Origin of the sequence: Lactobacillus jensenii DSM 20557 (assembly GCF_001436455.1) — a bacterium.
Lineage (GTDB): Bacteria > Bacillota > Bacilli > Lactobacillales > Lactobacillaceae > Lactobacillus > Lactobacillus jensenii.
In genome coordinates this window covers 1-547 of record NZ_AYYU01000069.1, presented here as the reverse complement: position 1 = coordinate 547, position 547 = coordinate 1, and the positions used below count along the sequence as shown (strand labels likewise).

The following is a 547-nucleotide window of genomic DNA, read 5'->3' as shown; positions in this document are numbered from 1 at the left end:
CCATTTAAGTTGCCACTATATCCATTTTCAAATTATTTTGCATTTGTAATGTTATTAGTCATTGTCGGCTTCATGTTTATTAACAATGAAACGAGAGTTTCTGTTATTGCAGGCTTATTAGTCATGATAGTAGCTGCAATTGTGTATATTTCAAGACATGGTTTGAAAGTAGGAGGAGATATTCATGGCAGAAAATAATGCACCAAAGTTAAAACGCTCGATGACTGCCGGCCAAATGGAAATGATTTCTCTTGGTGGAGCAATTGGAGTCGGACTTTTTATGGGGTCAACTTCAACTATTAAATGGACAGGTCCTTCTGTACTTTTAGCATATATTTTTGTTGGGCTTATTCTTTATATTGTTATGCGAGCATTAGGTGAAATGCTTTATGTTAACCCAGGGACAGGTTCTTTTGCCGACTATGCAACTGAATATGTGCATCCTTTAGCAGGTAATATGGCTGAATGGGCTGCTGTTTTTCAATATATTGTTGTTGGAATTAGTGAAGTTGTTGCGGCAACTGAGTATTTGAAGTTTTGGTGGCCA

General features: G+C 36.9%; 2 pseudogenes. Both read left to right on the top strand.

Annotated elements, in window-relative coordinates:
• A pseudogene (locus FC45_RS07475) lies at positions 1-198 on the top strand (amino acid permease); the annotation flags it as partial.
• A pseudogene (locus FC45_RS07470) lies at positions 185-547 on the top strand (amino acid permease); the annotation flags it as partial. The pseudogenes FC45_RS07475 and FC45_RS07470, both read left to right, overlap by 14 nt.